Origin of the sequence: Methylobacterium sp. WL119, from assembly GCF_008039875.1 — a bacterium.
In the GTDB taxonomy this organism is placed as follows: Bacteria; Pseudomonadota; Alphaproteobacteria; order Rhizobiales; family Beijerinckiaceae; genus Methylobacterium.
This window is the reverse complement of record NZ_VRUU01000043.1, coordinates 14,778-31,117: the sequence shown is the minus strand read 5'-3', so window position 1 is coordinate 31,117 and position 16,340 is coordinate 14,778. Positions and strand designations below refer to the sequence as shown.

The 16,340-nt window shown below is 69.0% G+C and carries 13 protein-coding genes and 1 tRNA gene; 4 read left to right on the top strand and 10 right to left on the bottom strand.

The window, feature by feature from the left end; genetic code table 11:
* The first annotated feature begins 279 nt into the window (after positions 1-279).
* Positions 280-2,937, top strand: coding sequence for an MMPL family transporter (locus tag FV227_RS16005; protein WP_147859429.1), 2,658 nt, complete (start codon positions 280-282; stop codon positions 2,935-2,937).
* Between the two features lie 116 nt (positions 2,938-3,053).
* Here FV227_RS16005 and FV227_RS16000 read toward each other — a convergent pair whose 3' ends face one another.
* The 6 genes from FV227_RS16000 to FV227_RS15975 form a co-directional block, all read right to left on the bottom strand.
* Positions 3,054-3,815: a YfdX family protein gene (locus tag FV227_RS16000; RefSeq protein ID WP_147725745.1), complete on the bottom strand. Its 762-nt coding sequence runs from the start codon at positions 3,813-3,815 to the stop codon at positions 3,054-3,056.
* Between the two features lie 243 nt (positions 3,816-4,058).
* Complete coding sequence (gene hpnK / locus FV227_RS15995; RefSeq protein ID WP_147859428.1) at positions 4,059-4,910, bottom strand: hopanoid biosynthesis-associated protein HpnK; 852 nt, start codon at positions 4,908-4,910, stop codon at positions 4,059-4,061.
* A gap of 130 nt (positions 4,911-5,040) precedes the next feature.
* Positions 5,041-6,474, bottom strand: coding sequence for a hopanoid biosynthesis associated radical SAM protein HpnJ (gene hpnJ, locus FV227_RS15990; RefSeq protein WP_147725743.1), 1,434 nt, complete (start codon positions 6,472-6,474; stop codon positions 5,041-5,043).
* Positions 6,475-6,558: 84 nt separating this feature from the next.
* Positions 6,559-7,743 (bottom strand): bacteriohopanetetrol glucosamine biosynthesis glycosyltransferase HpnI, encoded by a 1,185-nt coding sequence (gene hpnI, locus FV227_RS15985; protein WP_147725742.1) that lies wholly within the window; start codon positions 7,741-7,743, stop codon positions 6,559-6,561.
* A 76-nt stretch (positions 7,744-7,819) separates the two neighbouring features.
* Positions 7,820-8,416 carry an ABC transporter substrate-binding protein gene (locus FV227_RS15980; RefSeq protein ID WP_187274837.1) on the bottom strand — a complete coding sequence of 199 codons (597 nt, stop codon included), beginning with the start codon at positions 8,414-8,416 and terminating at the stop codon, positions 7,820-7,822.
* Positions 8,416-9,546 carry a flippase-like domain-containing protein gene (locus FV227_RS15975; protein WP_147859426.1) on the bottom strand — a complete coding sequence of 377 codons (1,131 nt, stop codon included), beginning with the start codon at positions 9,544-9,546 and terminating at the stop codon, positions 8,416-8,418. Before FV227_RS15975 ends, FV227_RS15980 begins: the two co-directional genes overlap by 1 nt.
* A 207-nt stretch (positions 9,547-9,753) precedes the next feature.
* Between FV227_RS15975 and FV227_RS15970 the strand changes: the two genes are divergently transcribed.
* Entirely contained in the window at positions 9,754-10,926 is a 1,173-nt protein-coding gene (locus FV227_RS15970; RefSeq protein ID WP_147842102.1) for an amidinotransferase, read from the top strand.
* Positions 10,927-11,094: 168 nt separating this feature from the next.
* Here FV227_RS15970 and ettA read toward each other — a convergent pair whose 3' ends face one another.
* From ettA to FV227_RS15950, 4 genes are all read right to left on the bottom strand, one after another.
* On the bottom strand, positions 11,095-12,747 hold the full coding sequence (gene ettA / locus FV227_RS15965; protein WP_147728950.1) for an energy-dependent translational throttle protein EttA: 1,653 nt from the start codon (positions 12,745-12,747) through the stop codon (positions 11,095-11,097).
* A gap of 214 nt (positions 12,748-12,961) precedes the next feature.
* A tRNA-Leu gene (locus FV227_RS15960) sits at positions 12,962-13,047 on the bottom strand.
* Between the two features lie 40 nt (positions 13,048-13,087).
* A complete protein-coding gene (locus FV227_RS15955) occupies positions 13,088-14,287 on the bottom strand; it encodes an FAD-dependent monooxygenase (RefSeq protein WP_147859425.1) in 1,200 nt (399 codons plus the stop codon).
* Positions 14,288-14,291: 4 nt separating this feature from the next.
* Positions 14,292-14,546, bottom strand: a complete 255-nt coding sequence (locus FV227_RS15950; protein WP_147726292.1) for a zinc-finger domain-containing protein — start codon at positions 14,544-14,546, stop codon at positions 14,292-14,294.
* A 170-nt stretch (positions 14,547-14,716) separates the two neighbouring features.
* Between FV227_RS15950 and map the strand changes: the two genes are divergently transcribed.
* Both map and radC read left to right on the top strand, forming a co-directional pair.
* Positions 14,717-15,535 carry a type I methionyl aminopeptidase gene (map, locus tag FV227_RS15945; protein WP_147726291.1) on the top strand — a complete coding sequence of 273 codons (819 nt, stop codon included), beginning with the start codon at positions 14,717-14,719 and terminating at the stop codon, positions 15,533-15,535.
* Positions 15,536-15,572: 37 nt separating this feature from the next.
* Positions 15,573-16,286, top strand: a complete 714-nt coding sequence (gene radC / locus FV227_RS15940) for a DNA repair protein RadC (protein ID WP_246686345.1) — start codon at positions 15,573-15,575, stop codon at positions 16,284-16,286.
* The last annotated feature ends 54 nt before the right edge of the window (positions 16,287-16,340 follow it).

Genomic DNA, 16,340 nt, shown 5'->3' with positions numbered 1-16,340 from the left:
TTACTGAGCGCTGCGGCCTTGGCGCAACGATCGTGCCTCGGATGCGTCCTCATCCCGCGTCGTCCGGTGCGTTCACCGGGTCGGCGCCACGTCTTCGGCCACACGGCATCGTGAGACGACCGCGTCTCGATCAGGTCCGATCCTGCCTCGATGCGACCGGGTGGATGTGGCGAAGGTCTCGCGCCGTCGACGGATCCCGCGGGACCCGTCCCGGCAGCATACAAGATGTGAGAGTCGTGCGGCCTCGAAGGGCAGCCGCTCCAGGCAGGTAGGGTACTCGTGATCGAACGTCTCGTCGCGTTTTCCGTCCGACATCGCTGGGTCGTGATCGCCCTGGTGGCCCTGGTCACCGCCGCCAGCACCGGCATCGCGGCGCATCTGTTCCGCATCAACACCGATGTCGAGCGGCTGATCGATCCGAAGGAGCCCTGGCGCCAGGACGAGATCAACTACGAGAAGGCGTTCCCGCAGCGCACGAACACGGTCGTCGCGGTGATCGACGGCAAGACGCCGGAGCAGGCGGAAGAGGCCGCGAGCGCCTTCGCCAAGGCGATCGCCGTCCACAAGAACCTGATCGAGACGGTCTACCGGCCCGACGGCGGCCCCTTCTTCGAGAAGAACGGCCTGCTGCTGCTGCCGCAGGCGGAACTGGAGAAGACCACCGAGCAGCTGGTGCAGCAGCAGGGCCTGCTCGGGCCGCTCGCCTCTGATCCGAGCCTGCGCGGCGTGATGCGGGTGCTGGCGCTCGGCGCCCGCGGCATCAAGAGCGGCGACGCCAAGATCGAGGATCTCGACAAGCCGATGGGCGAGATCGACCGGACGTTGCAGACGGTGCTCGACGGCAAGCCGGCGCGGATGTCCTGGCAGCTCCTGCTGTCGGGCGGCGAGAGCAAGACCACCGACCTGCGCAAGTTCGTGCTGATCCAGCCGGTGCTCGATTTCAACGCGCTGCAGCCGGGCTACACCGCGACGAAGCTGATCCGGAACGTCGCCAAGGAGCTCAACATCGATCCCGAGCACGGGCTCGAGATGCGTCTCACCGGCCCGGTCGCGGTCGCCGACGACGAGTTCGCGACGCTGTCCGACGACGCGCTGCTGAACAACCTCGTCACCGTCGGCGCCATCGTCCTGTTCCTCTGGCTCGCCCTGCGCTCGGCGCCGCTGGTGGTGTCGGTTCTGATCACCACCTTCTCCGGCCTGATCGTCACGGCGGCGCTCGGGCTGCTGATGGTGGGCGAGCTCAACCCGATCTCGGTGGCCTTCGCAGCCCTGTTCGTCGGCCTCGGCATCGATTTCGGCATCCAGTTCTCGGTGCGCTACCGTGCCGACCGCTACGAGCAGCCGACGCTCGAGGACGCGATCCGCGCCGCCGCGCGCGGGGTCGGCTGGTCGCTGACCCTGGCGGCGGTGTCGCTGATCGCCGGCTTCTTCGCCTTCCTGCCGACCGCGTTCCGTGGCGTCTCCGAGCTCGGCCTGATCGCCGGCGTCGGCATGGTCGTCGCCTACCTGTTCGCGATCACCCTCCTGCCGGCGCTGATCGCCGTGTTCCGGCCGAAGGGCGAGAAGGCCGCCGTCGAGACCACGTGGCTCGCAGGCGTCGATCCGTGGATCATCCGCAATCGCAAGCCGGTGCTGATCGCCGTCGGCCTCGTCACGCTGGCCGGCGCCCCGCTGCTGTGGAAGCTGCCCTTCGATTCGAACCCGATGCACCTTCGCAGCCCGCACGTGGAATCGATCGCGACCTATCTCGACCTGATCAAGGATCCCGCCACGAGCCCGAACGTCGCCGACGTGCTGGCTCCGAGCGTCGACGCCGTGCCCGAGGTCACGAAGAAGCTCGCCGCGCTGCCGCTGGCCGCCGACATCATGAGCATCGACACCTTTGTGCCGCGCGACCAGGACAAGAAGCTCGCCACCGTCGCCGAGACGGCCGAGCTGCTCGATCCGATCCTCAACCCGACGCGCAAGCCGTCGCCGCCGACCGATGCCGACAACGTCAAGGCCTTGAAGGACACCGCGGCCGCCCTGACCGGCATCGCCGGCGGCAATGCGCCCGGCAACAAGACCGCCGGCCGTCTCTCTGGCACGCTCGACAAGCTGGCGGCCGCCAAGCCGGCGACGCGCGAGGCCGCCTCGGTCGCCCTTACCACCGATCTCGGCCCGCTGCTCTCGCGGCTGCGGACGGTGCTGCATCCCGAGAAGATCACCCTCGCCAACCTACCGCCGCAGCTGAAGGCCGAATGGGTCGCCGCCGACGGCCGCGCCCGCATCGAGGTGCATCCGAAGGGCAATTCCAACGACGACGAGGTACTGCGGCAGTTCGCATCCGAGATCCAGAGCGTCGCGCCGCACGCCACCGGCGCGCCGATCGCCACGACCTCGTCGAGCTACACCATCCTCGGCGCCTTCGTGCAGGCGGCGGTGACCGCCCTGGTACTGATCTTCATCATCCTCTCGGTGGCGCTGCGGAAGCCTTGGGACGTGGCGATGACGCTCGGGCCGTTGGTGCTCGCCACCTTGTGGACGCTGATGGCGCTGCACGTCGTCGGCATGCCGCTGAACTTCGCCAACATCATCGCCCTACCGCTGATGCTCGCGGTCGGCGTGGCGTTCCATATCTACTACGTAATCGCTTGGCGGGCCGGCGTCACCGACATGCTGGCCTCCAGCCTGACGCGGGCGATCTTCTTTTCCGCGCTGACCACGGGCACCGCCTTCGGCTCGCTGGTGCTGTCGAGCCATCCCGGCACGGCGAGCATGGGCAAGCTGCTGGCGCTGTCGCTGTTCTTCACGCTCATCGCCGCCTTCTTCGTGGTGCCGGCCTTCCTCGGTCCGCCGCCGGCCAAGCCCGATGCCGATCGCCCCGAGGGGGAAGAGGCCGGCCGGTTGCCTGGCACGGGCCAGGCCGTCCGCCCGGAGCCCGCCGCCGTGAAGTGACGGACGGCAGGCCTTTCTGCTCAAACGCACGGCGTCGTCCCACGGGGACGGCGCCGTTCTCGTTTGGTGGGCAGGCTTTTATCCGCGAGCGACCTCGGTCGGCGTGCGGGCTGCGATCAGTGCGCGGGCTTCGCGGTGCCGGTCCCGGTCGGCTCGGTCACGTTCGCCTTGGCGGATGCTCCCGCGGCCTTGGAGGCCTGCGGCAGGCTCGTCGCATCGATGACGTCGAAGCGGACGCCGTCCTCGGCCTGCTTCAGCGCGGCATTCGCCTCGTAGTACTTGCCCTGGTCCAGCAGCGCCGCAGCCTGGTCGACATCCGCCGTCGTCTTGGCCAGCGGCACAACGGCCATGGTGAAGTTCACGTTCACGCCGGCCAGCTTCAGCTTCTCGGCCGCGCCCTTGCGGTCGCCCTTCTCGAGATTCTTGTTGGCATCGGCCACAGCTGCCGCCTTCTGCGGCGTGGCGACGAAATCCTCGTCGAGCAGCAGCTGCCCGTCGACCGGCAGCCACGCGACGGGCTGCATCATGTCGCCGACGCCGGTGCCCTTGGCCGGCATCGCCTTGGCGGCGGCGGGCGGCTTGAGATCGGCCTCCGCCTTGGTGAACACGCTCTCGTCGGTCTTCGCCTTTGCGAGGACCGCCTGCGCATCGTGGACCAGCGTCTTGGCCTGGGCCGGGTCGGCATCGAAGATCGCGATCCGGGCGAGATGCAGGTCGTGGAAGCCCTTCGCCCCATCGGCCGACAGCTTGCCGACGTCCTTCTGGATCGCGGTTTCGTGGGAGGCGGCGGTCGTCGCAGCTTGGTCGGCGGCGTAGGCGGCGCCCCCGAGGGCGACGGAGGCGGTGAAGACGGTGGCGAGAAGGGTGTAGCGGGTCATGACGACATCTCCGATCCGTCCCATGCGGCGGCGAGGGTCTGTTGCGACGATCGTCTTGTGCCCTGGGGCTGCTGTCGGAACGCGGGCGCCGAAGCTCACGTTGCATGAAATTTTGGTCATCAATCGGACATGCTGCCGAAAGGCACGTCCTGATGAGCAATTTGCGAAGATATACAGTCGCTTTACAGTGTCGTTTCTGAAGCGTTTGAGGCGAATGCTACTGCGGGCTCCGTGATGACGTCGTCATCGTCTATTCGGCGCGAAATCCGAAAACCCGCCGCAGACGATCCCCGACCGCGCGACCGCATCCACGGAGGCCCGCGCGACGAGCGCGTCCCGCTCCGCGGCGTAGGCGTAGCCCGGCGCCTCGCCGAGGAAGCCGCCGGCGGTGGCCGGGTGGGTGTAGAGCTCGGTCAGGCCGTCGGGCAGGTGCGCGAGCAGGCCGGCCACGCGGGCGGGCGTCATCGCTCCGGACCAGGCCAGACCCAGGGTTCGATCGGGAATGGTCAGCCCCATCATCCGGGCCCGGACCGCGAGCAGGGCCGCCCAGGGTGCCGTATCGAGGGCCACCTGCGGGGTCGCACCGGGCTCGGCGCGCTTCAGCACCGCCCGCGGCTCGCGCGGCACGCGGATCGAGCGCATCCCGTAACGCGGCCCGATCGACAGCACCGCGCCGGCGATCAACGGATGCACGTGGAAGTGCTTATGCGCGTTCACGTGATCAAGTGGCAGACCGGTGATGCGGTAGGCCTCGAACTGCGCGGTGATCTCGGCGGCGAGCTGGCGGCGGACCGCCGGCCTCAGCGCAAGGTCGAGGCCGAGGCGTTCCATGTCGCGACGCATCAGGCCGGCGTCATCGGTGAGATCCGGCAAGGTGGCGGCCGGCAGCGTCGGCCACGCCTCGACGAGCACCAGATGCAATCCCACGCGTAGCGACGGCATCCGCTTGGCGCGGGCGACCGCGTCCGCGGCGGCGGGGGCCGAGACCATCAGGCTCGCCGCCGTGAGGATGCCGTCGCGATGGGCCTGCTCGACCGCCTCGTTGACCTCCGGGCTCAGGCCGAAATCGTCGGCGGTGACGACGAGACGCTTCACGAGACACTCCGGTGTACGGGGGCGCGGCTGTTTGCCGGGGGCCTCGGACTCGGACCCCTGAACGAAGACGGCCGGGCTTTGGGGCCCGGCCGTCTGGATCGGTCGATGCGATGGAAAGCTGGCGCCCTTGTCAGGCGGCCTTGGCGGTGCCCTGACGCTCCTTGAGGAAGCGGTAGAACTCCACGCCCTCGCGCAGGCGGCGCTTCATCATGTCGGGCGAGCGCACCATCTCGGAGACGATCGAGGCGATCTTCGGAGCGCGGAAGTAGAACTTCCGGTAGAACTCCTCCACCGCCGCGAAGATCTCGGCGTGCGACAGGTGCGGGTAGTGCAGCGGCGCGATCTGCACGCCGTTCTCATCCACGAGCTCGGCGTTCTCGACGTCGAGCCAGCCGTTCTCCACCGCCTGCTTGTAGAGGAAGGTGCCGGGGTACGGCGCCGCCAGCGAGGCCTGGATGGTGTGCGGGTTGATGCGCTTGGCGAAGGCGATCGTCTCCTGGATCGTCTCGCGGGTCTCACCCGGCAGGCCGACGATGAAGGTGCCGTGGATCGCGATGCCGAGGTCGTGGCAATCCTTGGTGAACTTCTCGGCGACCTCGACGCGCATGCCCTTCTTGATGTTGTTCAGGATCTTCTGGTTGCCGGACTCGTAGCCGACCAGCAGCAGGCGCAGGCCGTTGGCCTTCAGCACCTCGAGGGTCTCGCGCGGAACGTTCGCCTTGGCGTTGCACGACCAGGTGACGCCGAGCTTGCCCAGCTCGCGCGCGATCTCCTCGGCGCGGGGCAGGTTGTCGGTGAAGGTGTCGTCGTCGAAGAAGAACTCCTTCGTCTGCGGGAACTCCTTCAGGCAGTACTTGATCTCCTCGATCACGTGCGCGACCGAGCGGGTGCGGTAGGTATGCCCGCCCACCGTCTGCGGCCACAGGCAGAACGTGCAGCGGCTCTTGCAGCCGCGGCCGGAATAGAACGAGATGTAGGGGTGCTTGAGGTACCCGATAAAGTACTTCTCCATCTCGAGATCGCGCTTGTACACGCTCGTGACGAAGGGAAGCTGATCCATGTCGGTCATGATCTCGCGGTCCTCGTTGTGGACCACGACGCCGTCGGCGTTGCGATAGGACAGACCCTTGATCTCCGACATCGGCGTGCCGTCGGCGACTTCCTTGACGGTGAAGTCGAACTCGTTGCGGGCGCAGAAGTCGATGCACGGCGCCTGGGCCATCGCGCCGGCGGCGTCCACCGCGACCTTCGCGCCGATCAGTCCGGCGATCAGCTTGGGGTTGGCGGCCTTGAGCGCCTCGACGGTCTTCACGTCCGACTTGAACGACGGCACCGAGGTGTGGAGCACCACCATGTCGAAGTCGTTGGCCTGGGCAACGATCTCGGCCAGCTTGATGTTGTGCGGCGGCGCGTCGATCAGCTTCGAGTTCGGCACCAGGGCGGCCGGCTGGGCGAGCCAGGTCGGGTACCAGAACGACTTGATCTCGCGCTTGGCCTGGTAGCGGGACCCGGCGCCGCCGTCGAAGCCGTCGAAGGTGGGAGCCTGGAGGAAGAGCGTGCGCATGGGGTTCAAGGCCTCAGAGCAGGGCGATCGGATCGAAAGGATGACGGATCGAGGATGGCAAGTTTAAACGACGGGACGGCAAGGTCAGACGGTGGGCGACTCAGCATCCTGGCCGAGATTGCCCTCCGGAATAAGCGTTCCATCCGCAACGACGCGATAATCGTGACCTTTCCATGTCACCGCCCCCGATACGAAGCTCCATGAGAAGTTCGCGAACGAGAGGATGTCGCGGATCGGCAACAGCCAGTACGGGTGGGGGCCGATCCCGAAGGCACGCTCCAGCCGCATCGACAGGATGATGCGGCAGGCGAGCGCCAAGGCCGCGACGCCGAGCGCGGTCGCGCCGGCCTCCGGCATCAACGCGGCGATCAGCGCGATCGGGAAGGCGTGGGTGACGATCGAGCCGGCATAGCCGGCCGGGTCGACGTTGCGGATGGTGCGGTTCCAGCGCAGCTCGTGGGTCCAGAGGCCCGCGATCGCGGTGTCGACGCAGGTATGCCCGATGGTGAAGTTCGGGATCGCGACCCGGCCGCCGAGCCCGCGCAGCGCCTCGCCGATGGCATAGTCGTCGGCGAGGTCGTCCTTGAAGGTGGCGAACCCGCCGATCTTCGCCAGCGACGCGGCGGTGAAGGCGATGGTCGAGCCGAAGCACGGCTTGGCGAGGCCGAGCGCCGTGCCCATCACGACGTTGGGCAGGAACTGCACGTCGATGGCGAGCGCCGAGAGCTGCGCGAACACGCCCCGGTCGCCGGGAACGCCGTGGTACAGGCAGGTCACCCCGGTCACGCCGGGGGCGGACAGCTCGGCCACGACGCGCTCGAGATAGTCGGGGCGCACCACCATGTCGCTGTCGGCGAGCACCACCACCTCGTGCCGAATCACCTCCGACATGTTGATCAGGTTCGAGACCTTGCGGTTCGAGCCGTGCTGGCGTGCGTCGACGACGAGGTCGATGCTGAGCTGCGGGAAGGCCGCCTCGATGCGCCGCACGACGCCGATCGCCGGGTCGCCGGCGCTCTGCACGCCGAACACGATCTGCACCGGGCCGGCATAGTCCTGGGCGCAGAAGGTCCGCAGGTTCTCGAACAGGTTCGGCTCGAGGCCGCAGAGGGGCTTCAGCACCGTCACCGAGGGCCGCGCCGCATCGTCGGCGAAGGCGGGCGCCACCTTCGCGGAGCACCGCCCGGCGAGGAACGCCGCGGTGAGCGCGTACAGGCAACCCGCGAGCGCGGGGACCAGAAGGATCGGCGAGAGCCAGGTCAGGTCCATGGGAACGTCGCTCGGTCGCAAGGTGCGTGGGATCGATGGGCCGCGGCGTGCGGCACGAAAGCTCTGTGCAGGCCGTTCAAGGCGCCGGTTTGGCGTTCAGCATGCCGTCGGTGCGTTCGCGCAGGAATTTCAGCACCGCGTCGGCGCCGCCGGCCTTGAGCGGCTGGCCGAGGCTCGCCCGCTGACCCGCGACCTCGCTGACGTTGCCGTTGAGCAGGACGTCCTGGATGCGGTTGTCCGAATTCACGACGAAGTCGATCTGCGAATCGTCCCCGTCCGGGGTGGTGACGTGGGTGAGGACGCGCTGGTTCGTTCCGCTCGCCTCGCTCTTGCGCGTCACCTCGAACTTCGCGCCCGCCGCCCGTGCGAGGCGGTTGGCGTAGGTCACGACGAAGTTGCGGCGGAACGCTTCGGTGATCGCGCCCTGCTGCTCGGGCGAGAACTCCGCCCACTTGGCGCCGATCGCCAGGCGGACCATCGCCGGGTAGTCGAAGGACCGCTCCAGGGTCGGGCCGACCGCGTCGATGCGGTCCTTGAGGGTGCCGGCCCCGTTCTTCACGGCGGCGTCGAAGCGGGCGTAGAGCCCGTCGACCACCGCGACCGCCGGGTCGTCGGCGGCGAAGGCCGGAACGGTGCCGGCGACGAGCGCCAGCGCGAGGATCAACCGGCGCATCAGGCGCACTTCTTCAACTCCGGCACCGCGGTGTCCTCGATGTGGGCGCTCTGCCCGCGGGGGGGCGCATAGCTGTAGAACGGTCCGAGCGTCGCGGGTGCGGGGACGGCCCCGACTCGGCGAAAGGTGGTCCGGCCCTCCTCCTGCGCGGAGGCCTCGGGCTCGCTCGCCTCGCGGCGCAGGCGGCCCTCCTGCGTGTGCCAGAGCCACAGGCCGGGAACGCCGACGAGGAGGTCGGCCAGACGCTTGACCAGGGACAGGGCGAGCGCCGCCTCGGCCGGGATGCCGAACAGGGCGCAGAGCGCGATCAGCCCGCCCTCCTGCGCGCCGAGCGCGCCGGGGACCGCGAAGGCGGCGCCGCGCACGGCCTGGGCCAGGCTCTCGATCACGATCGCCTCTGCGAAGCTCACCGGATAGCCCATGAAGTGCAGGCAGACGTAGACCTCGAGCGAGCCGATGACCCAGCCGACGAGGTGCACGCCGATGCCCGAGACGATGCGCAGGGGCGCACCGTAGAGGCGTCGCAGGTTGTCGTAGAGCACGTCGACGGCGCCGAGCGCCTGCCATTCGCGGCCCGAGGCGAAGCGGTCGACGATCCCCTGGATCAGGCGGTGCCCGGCACGGCGCTGGATCAGGTAGAACGCGCCGATGGCGGGGGCGGCGATGGCGAGGCCGCCGGCGACGGTGCGCACGATCGGCCCGTCGCCCGCGAGCCAGATCAGGAGCCCGAGGCCGGCGACGGTGAAAAGCAGCTGGGTCAGCGCCTGCGTCATCATGTCGACGAACATGCTGGCGCCGGCCAGGCCCCCGGCGATGCCGCGCTTGGCCAGAAGGCGCGCGCCGATGAAGTCGCCGCCCACCGTCGCGACCGGCAGCAGCGTATTGATGCCCTCGCGCACGAAGCGCAGGTTGATGCAGGCGGCCAGGCTCGGGCGGCCGGCGACGGGGAAGATCACGAACCAGCCGAGGCCGGCCCAGGCGACGGCGACCGCGCGCGCGGCGACCACCGCCAGCGCGCCCCAGCCGGCACTCACCACCGCGGCCGCCACATCCTCGAGACCGGAAGACAGGAACAGGCCGACGACCGTGCAGAGGCCGGCGATCAAGGCCAGGGTCGTCAGACGCTTCATGATCCTCTTTCAAGCTCGGGGGTGGCTTGATGCTGGATTCTCGCCGCGATTTCGACCGAAAAAGACCGCTGCGGACGAGGAGTAAGGCTCAAGTTGCAGCAACGATCGGCAATGTCTATCACCCGATAGACACAGTGCGGACCAAAGCGGCACCAGGGGTTTCGCCCCGAGCAGACCGCCCGCGCAGCGTATCACGAAGGGATCACCATGGACCGCGACGCTTCCCACTCGGCCGGAGAGGCCGTGCTCGACGACGCCCGTACCGACGGCTTCGTCCGCGGCGACCCGGGCGTGCCGGCGCCGCACTCGCCGGTGATGGCCTGGAACGAGTGGGACCCGCTGGAGGAGGTGATCGTCGGCTCGCTCGACGGCGCCACGATCCCGACGCACCACCTGACCGTGATCTTCAACCTGCCGCGCGCCGCGCAGCCGTTCTACCGCTTCGCCTCGGGCTTCCGGTATCCGGCCTTCATGAAGAAGCTCGCGCAGAAGGAGCTCGATAACTTCATCGGCATCCTCGCCGGCGAGGGCGTGAAGATCCGCCGCCCAGACAGCATCGACTTCTCGAAGAAGTACCGCGCCCCGCGCTGGTCGTCCCGCGGCTTCTGCGTCGCCTGCCCGCGCGACCCGTACCTGGTGATCGGCGACGAGATCATCGAGAGCCCAATGTGCTGGCGCTCGCGCTACTTCGAGGGCGACGCCTACCGCTCGCTGTTCAAGGAGTATTTCCGCAACGGCGCGCGCTGGACCTCGGCACCGCGGCCGCAGCTGACGGACGAGCTCTACAACTACGATTATCGCGTGCCGAACCTGAAGGCCGGCGAGCCGATGCAGTTCACGGTCAACGAGTTCGAGCCGGTCTTCGACGCCGCCGACTTCGTCCGCTGCGGCCGCGATATCTTCGTCACCCGCTCGAACGTCACTAACCTGATGGGCATCGAGTGGCTGCGGCGCCACCTCGGGTCCGGCTTCCGCGTCCACGAGATCGAGAGCCGCTGCCCGCAGCCGATGCACATCGATTCGTCGTTCATGCCGCTCGCGCCCGGCAAGGTGCTGGTCAACCCGGACTACATCGACGTCGAGAAGCTGCCGGCGGTGCTGAAGAAGTGGGACGTGCTGGTCGCCCCGCGCCCCGACCCGGTCGAGGGCTTCATGAGCAAGATCTCGATGTGCTCGCCCTGGACCTCGATCAACGTGCTCGCCATCGACGAGAAGAAGATCGTCGTCGACCAGAGCCAGCCGACGCTGATCAAGGCGCTCAAGGATTGGGGCTTCGATCCGATCCCGGCGCCGTTCCTGAGCTACGGCCCGTTCGGCGGCTCGTTCCACTGCGCGACGCTCGACGTGCGCCGTCGCGGAACGCTGAAGTCGTACTTCTAGGATTTCACTGATCGTCCGCCGCATGATCCCCTCCCCCTCTGCGGGGGAGGGTGGGCCTCGCGTCAGCGAGGGTCGGGAGAGGGGATCGGCCTCTCCGGAAGCGTTGCCCCCTCACCCGACCCGCTTCGCGGGCCACCCTCCCCCGCAGAAGGGGGAGGGAAACCGGCCTCAGCGCGAGAACTTCTTGTACTTGATCTTCTTCGGCATCAGCGAGTCGGCACCGAGGCGGCGCATCTTGTCGGCCTCGTAGTCGGAGAAGTTGCCCTCGAACCACTCGACGTGGCTGTCGCCCTCGAAGGCGAGGATGTGGGTCGCGATCCGGTTCAGGAACCAGCGATCGTGGCTGATGATCACCGCGCAGCCGGCATAATCCTCCAGCGCGTCCTCGAGCGCCCGCAGCGTCTCCATGTCGAGATCGTTGGTCGGCTCGTCGAGGAGCAGCACGTTGGCGCCGCCCTTCAGCGTTCGCGCGAGGTGCACGCGGTTGCGCTCGCCGCCCGACAGCGTGCCGACCTTCTTCTGCTGGTCGCCGCCCTTGAAGGCGAAGGCCGCGCAGTAGGCCCGCGAATTGATCTCGCGCTTGTTGAAATAGATGATGTCGTTGCCGCCCGAGACCTCCTGCCAGACCGTGGCGTTGGGATCGAGCGCATCGCGCGACTGGTCGACGTAGCCGAGATGCACGGTCTCGCCGACCGAGATCGCGCCGCCGTCGGGCTTCTCCTGGCCGGTGATCATCTTGAACAGCGTCGTCTTGCCGGCGCCGTTCGGGCCGATGACGCCGACGATGCCGCCCGGCGGCAGCTTGAACGACAGGTCCTCGATCAGCAGCCGGTCGCCGAAGGCCTTGTTGAGGTGGTCGAACTCGATGACGTTGTTGCCGAGCCGCTCGTCGATCGGGATCACGATCTGGGCCGCGGCATCGACCTTGTTGTTCTGCTTGGCGACCAGCTCCTCGTAGCGCGTGATGCGCGCCTTCGACTTGGACTGGCGCGCCTTCGGCGAGGCGGCGATCCACTCCTGCTCGCGAGCGATCGAGCGCTGGCGAGCCATGTCCTCGCGGCCCTCCTGCTGCAGGCGTTTCTGCTTCTGCACCAGCCAGGCCGAGTAGTTGCCCTCGTACGGGATGCCCTTGCTGCGATCGAGCTCGAGGATCCAGCTGGTGACGTTGTCGAGGAAATAGCGATCGTGGGTCACGATCAGGATCGCACCGGGATAGTTCTTCAGGTGGCCTTCGAGCCAGTTCACCGTCTCGGCGTCGAGGTGGTTGGTCGGCTCATCGAGCAGCAGCAGCTCCGGCTCCCACAGCAGCAGCCGGCACAGCGCGACGCGGCGGCGCTCGCCGCCCGACAGCGTGGCGACCGGCTGCTCGTCGCTCGGGCAGCCCAAGGCCTCCATGGCCTGGTCGACCTTGGATTCGAGCTCCCACAGGTTCTTCGATTCGATCTCGTCCTGGAGACGGGTCATCTCGTCCGCCGTCTCGTCGGAGTAGTTCATCGCGAGCTCGTTGTAGCGGTCGAGCAGAGCCTGCTTCTCGGCGACGCCCTCCATCACGTTCTCGCGGACCGACTTCGTCGGATCGAGCTGCGGCTCCTGCGGCAGGTAGCCGACGCGGGCGCCCTGGGCGACGAAGCCCTCGCCGGTCCACTCGGTGTCGATGCCGGCCATGATCTTCAGCAGGGTCGACTTGCCCGAGCCGTTGATGCCCAGCACGCCGATCTTGGCGTCGGGGTAGAAGGACAGGTTGACGTTGTCCAACACCTTCTTCCCGCCAGTGTAGGTCTTGGTCAGGCCTTTCATGTGGTAGATGAATTCGCGGGCCATCGCAGGCATCCTATCAGGTTCGGCGGGGCCGGCGCGGGAGCGCGCCCGGCCCGATGACGGGTACAGGGCCGCACGGGCAGGCACGCGCCATGCCCGCGGCGAACCCTACGCGGTACGGTTCTGCGGAGCGTGCGCGTCGCACCCTTCCCCGCAATCCCTGGAGATGATCCCGCTCGCGTATCAGGACGGCCGGTGCCGGGCAAGGATCGGGGCGTGGTGGCCGCTGTGGGACTCGAACCCACACGGGCGAAGCCCGAGGCATTTTAAGTGCCTTCCGTCTACCAATTTCGGCAAGCGGCCCCTCGATGTGCCGAAGCGGTAGCCGCCGGCGTCGGCGAGATCAAGCGTTCGGCGTCCAGCCGTAGAGCCAGGCGTAGCGCGCGCGCATGCCGTCGGGCCCGAGGCGGCGCATCACCGCGTCGCGCACGAAGGCGGTGAGGCCGCCGGCATGGTAGGTCCGGCCGTTGCCGCGGGCGGCGCGCTGCACCCGGCGGACGCGGCGCCGGCGCGCCTTGGTGTAGGCCGCGAGCGCGTCCGCGACCGGATGCTCGGCGAGGCACCGCGTCAGGATCGAGCAGTCCTCGATCGCCAGCGCCGCCCCCTGCGCCAGGAACGGCAGCACCGGGTGGGCGGCATCGCCCAGCAGCGCGACCCGGCCGCGCGCGATCGGCCGCGCCACCGGGCGGTCGGCGAGCGACCAGACCAGCCAGGAATCCGGCACGGTCAGCAGCTCGAGCAGCTCCGGCGCGCAGGTGCGGAAATGCGCGCGCAGCACCGCCGGATCCCCGAGCCGGCCCCAATCCTCGTCGCCCTGCCGCTCGGGCACGATCGCCACGACGTTGAGGTCTCGGCCGGCATGGATCGGGTAGTGGACCACGTGCCGGCCGCGCCCGAGCCACAGCCCGGTCGCCTCGCCGGCCAGCGCCTCGGGCACGGCCTCGCGCGGCACGATCGCCCGCCACGCCGCCATCCCGGCGGTCGCGAGCGGGCGTGGGTCGAGGTGGCCGCGGATGCGCGAGCGCAGGCCGTCCGCCCCGATCACCAGCTCGGCCGAGAGGCTGTCGTTGCGGGTGCCGTTGCCGCTTTCGAGGGCAAGAGTGACGGCGTCCTCGGTCTCGGTGAGGCCCATGACGGCACGGCCCATCATCAGGCGGATGCCGGGGCGGGAGCGCACCGCGTCGAGGAGCAGGGTCTGAAGGTCGGCCCGGTGGATGACGTAGTACGGCGCGCCGAACTGCTCGCGGGCCTTGGCGCCCAGCGCCACCGCCCCGATCCGCCGGCCCGAATCGAGGGCGCGGACGGTCACGCCCGGCGGCTCGGAGCCGGCGCGCCGGAGCGCCGCCGCGAGCCCGAGATCGGCGAGCACGCGGCTCGCGTTCGGCGAGAGCTGGAGGCCGGCGCCGACCTCGCTGAAGCCGGTGCGGCGCTCGACCACCGTCACCGCATGGCCGGCGGCGTTCAGCGCCAGCGCCGCGGTCAGGCCGCCGATCCCGCCACCGACGATAGCGACGGTCAGCGGCGGCTGAGGGTCTCGGGGCATGACCCTATTCGGCCGCCGCCTTCTGATCGTGCCAGACGCATGCCGCCGGGTCGGCATGGCCGGCCTTCAGGTCGGCGCGGTGGCGATACAGCGTCGAGCAGTACTGGCAGATGATCTCGTTGTCGGCGCCCATGTCGAGGAACACGTGCGGATGATCGAACGGCGGCAATGCGCCGATGCACATGAACTCCCGCGAGCCGACATGGATGACCGCGACGCCGAGCTCGTTGTGGAAGTGCGGTACCGCCCTGTCAGCCATCGCGCCGTCCTGTGCCTTGGGACCCCTCGCACCGGGTCGCCCGAGCCCCGCTTATGCCGCCGTGCGTTCGTCCGGCGCAAGCCTGGGGGCGAACGCCGGTCACTTGGCGCCTCGGCGGCCACGCCGTACATAAGCCTTCGAAGACCGACCCGGCGCGGACAAGCCCCTCGATGACCCAGCAAGACCAAGCGACGCGGCGCGTGCCCCAGGCACCGATCCACGGGCCGGAGGGGTTCGCGGGCATGCGCCGTGCCGGACGCCTGACGGCGGAAGGCCTCGACGTGCTGATGGAGGCGACGCAGCCGGGCGTGACCACCGAGGCGCTCGACAAGCTCGCCTACGAGTTCGCGATGGATCACGGCGCCTACCCGGCCTCGCTGCTCTACCGCGGCTATCCGAAGTCGATCTGCACCTCGATCAACCACGTGGTCTGCCACGGCATCCCCAACGACAAGCCGCTGCGCGAGGGCGACATCGTCAACCTCGACATGTGCCTGATCCTCGACGGATGGCACGGCGATTCGAGCCGGATGGCCTTCGTCGGCGAGGTGCCGCGCAAGGCGGCGCGCCTGTGCGAGATCACCTACGAGGCGCTGATGCGGGGCGTCGCCGCGGTGAAGCCCGGCGGATCGACCAACGACATCGGCCGCGCGATCCAGGACTACGCCGAGGGCGAGCGCTGCTCGGTGGTGCGCGACTTCTGCGGCCACGGCCTCGGTCGGAGCTACCACGATGCGCCGACCATCCTGCACTACGTTGAGGCGAGCTACGACGTGCCGCTGCGGCCGGGGCAGTTCTTCACCATCGAGCCGATGATCAACCTCGGCCGGCCGGCGGTGAAGGTGCTCTCCGACGGCTGGACCGCGGTGACGCGCGACCGCTCGCTGTCGGCGCAGTTCGAGCACACGGTGGCCGTCACCGAGACCGGCGTCGAGATCTTCACGGTCTCGCCGAAGGGGCTGCACCAGCCCGGCAACCCAGGCGCTTGAGGTCGTGACGGGCCCGGGCGACGCGGCTGAGGGCGGATTGTTCGCCGAGCGGCCGGCCGTCGCGCCGAAGCCCGAGGAGCCGCCGCACTATCTCGGCCACCGCGATCGCCTGCGCGAGCGCTTCGCCAAGCAGGGGGCCGACGCCCTGCCCGACTACGAGATGCTCGAGCTTGCCCTGTTCCGCGCGATCCCGCGGCGGGACGTGAAGCCGCTGGCCAAGGCGCTGATCCGCCGCTTCGGCAGCTTCGCCGAGGTGCTGAGCGCCGATCCGGCCCGGCTCGCCGAGGTCGAGGGCGTCAGCGCCGGCGTGGTCGCCGACCTCAAGTTGATGGAGGCGGCGGGCCGCCGGCTGGCGCGCGGCGCGATCGCCCAGCGCGCGCTGCTTTCCTCCTGGGCCGAGCTCATCGAGTACCTGCGCGCCACCATGGCCTTCGCCACCCGCGAGGAGTTCCGGGTGCTGTTCCTCGACAAGCGCAACCACCTCATCGCCGACGAGATCCAGGGGCGCGGGACCGTCGACCACACGCCGGTCTACCCGCGCGAGGTGGCGCGGCGGTCGCTGGAGCTCTCGGCGACGGCGATCATCCTGGCGCACAACCACCCGTCCGGCGATCCGGCGCCCTCGGTCGCCGACGTGACGATGACGCGCGAAGTGATCGCCGTGCTCAGCCCGCTGAAGATCGTGGTGCACGACCACGTCATCCTCGGCCGGTCAGGCCATGCCAGCCTGAAAGGCCTGCGCCTCATCTGACGCGTGTTTGGAACGAGCCCCGAACGAGGCCGTAATCCCTTTGCGTGGCGCGCC

Coding starts and splice junctions, on each gene's coding strand:
- FV227_RS16000 (WP_147725745.1), bottom strand. CDS start 3,815: ATGACCCGCTACACCCTTCTCGCCACCGTCTTCACCGCCTCCGTCGCC.
- hpnJ (WP_147725743.1), bottom strand. CDS start 6,474: ATGCGCACGCTCTTCCTCCAGGCTCCCACCTTCGACGGCTTCGACGGC.
- hpnI (WP_147725742.1), bottom strand. CDS start 7,743: ATGGACCTGACCTGGCTCTCGCCGATCCTTCTGGTCCCCGCGCTCGCG.
- FV227_RS15980 (WP_187274837.1), bottom strand. CDS start 8,416: ATGCGCCGGTTGATCCTCGCGCTGGCGCTCGTCGCCGGCACCGTTCCG.
- FV227_RS15975 (WP_147859426.1), bottom strand. CDS start 9,546: ATGAAGCGTCTGACGACCCTGGCCTTGATCGCCGGCCTCTGCACGGTC.
- FV227_RS15970 (WP_147842102.1), top strand. CDS start 9,754: ATGGACCGCGACGCTTCCCACTCGGCCGGAGAGGCCGTGCTCGACGAC.
- ettA (WP_147728950.1), bottom strand. CDS start 12,747: ATGGCCCGCGAATTCATCTACCACATGAAAGGCCTGACCAAGACCTAC.
- FV227_RS15955 (WP_147859425.1), bottom strand. CDS start 14,287: ATGCCCCGAGACCCTCAGCCGCCGCTGACCGTCGCTATCGTCGGTGGC.
- FV227_RS15950 (WP_147726292.1), bottom strand. CDS start 14,546: ATGGCTGACAGGGCGGTACCGCACTTCCACAACGAGCTCGGCGTCGCG.
- map (WP_147726291.1), top strand. CDS start 14,717: ATGACCCAGCAAGACCAAGCGACGCGGCGCGTGCCCCAGGCACCGATC.